This is a genomic window from Candidatus Burkholderia verschuerenii (assembly GCF_001189365.1).
Taxonomy (GTDB): domain Bacteria; phylum Pseudomonadota; class Gammaproteobacteria; order Burkholderiales; family Burkholderiaceae; genus Caballeronia; species Caballeronia verschuerenii.
This window is the reverse complement of record NZ_LFJJ01000358.1, coordinates 1-1,608: the sequence shown is the minus strand read 5'-3', so window position 1 is coordinate 1,608 and position 1,608 is coordinate 1. Positions and strand designations below refer to the sequence as shown.

Sequence of the window (1,608 nt, the reverse complement as noted above, 5' to 3'; positions counted from 1 at the left end):
TCTTTGAACACTTCCTTTGAATTTGAAGCGTCTTCACGTCCATTGTTTACTTCCGTTTCTTCCAACATGAGTTGTTCAAAAAACTCATGGTCTTCATTGTCCTCCATCGGTTGCGTAGTCAATGATGAACCTTCGGCCTTGCCAATCTCTTCACTACTTGCACATGCCGGTTGCATTTCCTCATCATCCATGCCAAACTCCATCAATTGAAAGATCAAATCATCCTTGAAGCAAGTTTCTATCATCTCACACAATTGGCTCATAAGGTCTTGATCATGTTCTTCATTTCTTGATCGTGCCGCCAAAGGTGATTCTTCCACTTGAGCTTTTTCTTCCGATCTCGGCTTTTCTTCCTCTTGCACCGTGGGATCCAATCGCAAGCAACAAGCGCTATCCATAGGCCTCTTTCCCATTTCTTTAGGTGTCTCCTCCATGATTTGATTGCTCTCCTCAACCTCTAATTTGTCACTATTCATAGCTATGGCTTCACCCGATTGTTCCTCACCTTCCGGATTTAGCCCCATGTCGCTCGGCAAACTATCTTGAGGTTGTGCATCCAATTGTTCTTGTAATTCTAGAATGAGTCTTCCTTGCTCTTCCAGCTGTAGATCCAATTTTTGACCCCTTGTTCTGTTCTCTTCCCTCATCTCAAGCAACATTTGCATAATTACTTGCTCCATCTCTTGTTGTTGAAATGAGGCTTGATAATTGTCTTCACCCATGTGGTTGGAATTGCCTTGGTAGCATTGATAGCCTTGTTCTTGATTACCCCAACTCTCTTCAATGAATTGTTGTTCGCACTCGGGTTGAAAATAATCACCAAAGAACATCGGCCTCATTGCTTGTTGAATTGGATCCTCAATTTGGTCAAGAAATCTAGAAAAATTGAAACATAAGGTTAGCAAAAACACATAAAAATAGAAAAATGACTCAAGCACTCTAACAAACCTACTATTTACAATATTCACAATGACACTATATACAAGCTATGCAACTAGATAAAAGTTTCCTAAAAACCGTTGCCCTTCCCCGGCAACGGCGCCAAAAATTGATGAGCGCTAGGCGTGTATGCTAATTGTGTGTGCAATTGATAGGGCCAAATTTGTCACGGCTCAATCAATAATAAAAACCCTAGCGTCACTAGTCGGTTGTAGTTAGCTTGGGTGTCGAATCACAGGGAAGGGGTTATTGGATTAAAGGGAGCTCTTAACTAGTTACAAGCTAATTTGTATTTTTGTGTTGCTATTTTCTAATTTTCATGCAAGAAGTAAACTAAGAAAAGTAATGAAATTACACTAAGAAAGCAATTAAGATAGATATTAGCAAATAAAGGAAGAGTGGTGAATCACATGGTGCATTGGGGACTCACTAATCATGCTTCTAAGGGGAATTTGATTTAGGGCGCTCCAAAATTAGTGACAAACCATTCGCTCTCTATACCCTTCCGGTCTCAAGAGAATTAAAACTAGCCTATCACCTTCCGGTCTCAAGACTAGTTTTGCCTAAGTGAACCTATGGTCTCCACACAATTCACTTAACCAATTTGAGCACTAGTTCATTTAGCCAATCCTACCCTCTATGTGAAATTATTGTAGTTAAGTCATTTAG

The 1,608-nt window shown here is 40.2% G+C and carries 1 protein-coding gene; it reads right to left on the bottom strand.

Annotated features, from left to right (window positions below; genetic code table 11):
* Positions 1–968, bottom strand: a 968-nt coding sequence (locus BVER_RS28835; protein WP_157056301.1) for a hypothetical protein, incomplete at its 3' end; no start/stop codon positions are given.
* Positions 969–1,608: the final 640 nt, after the last annotated feature.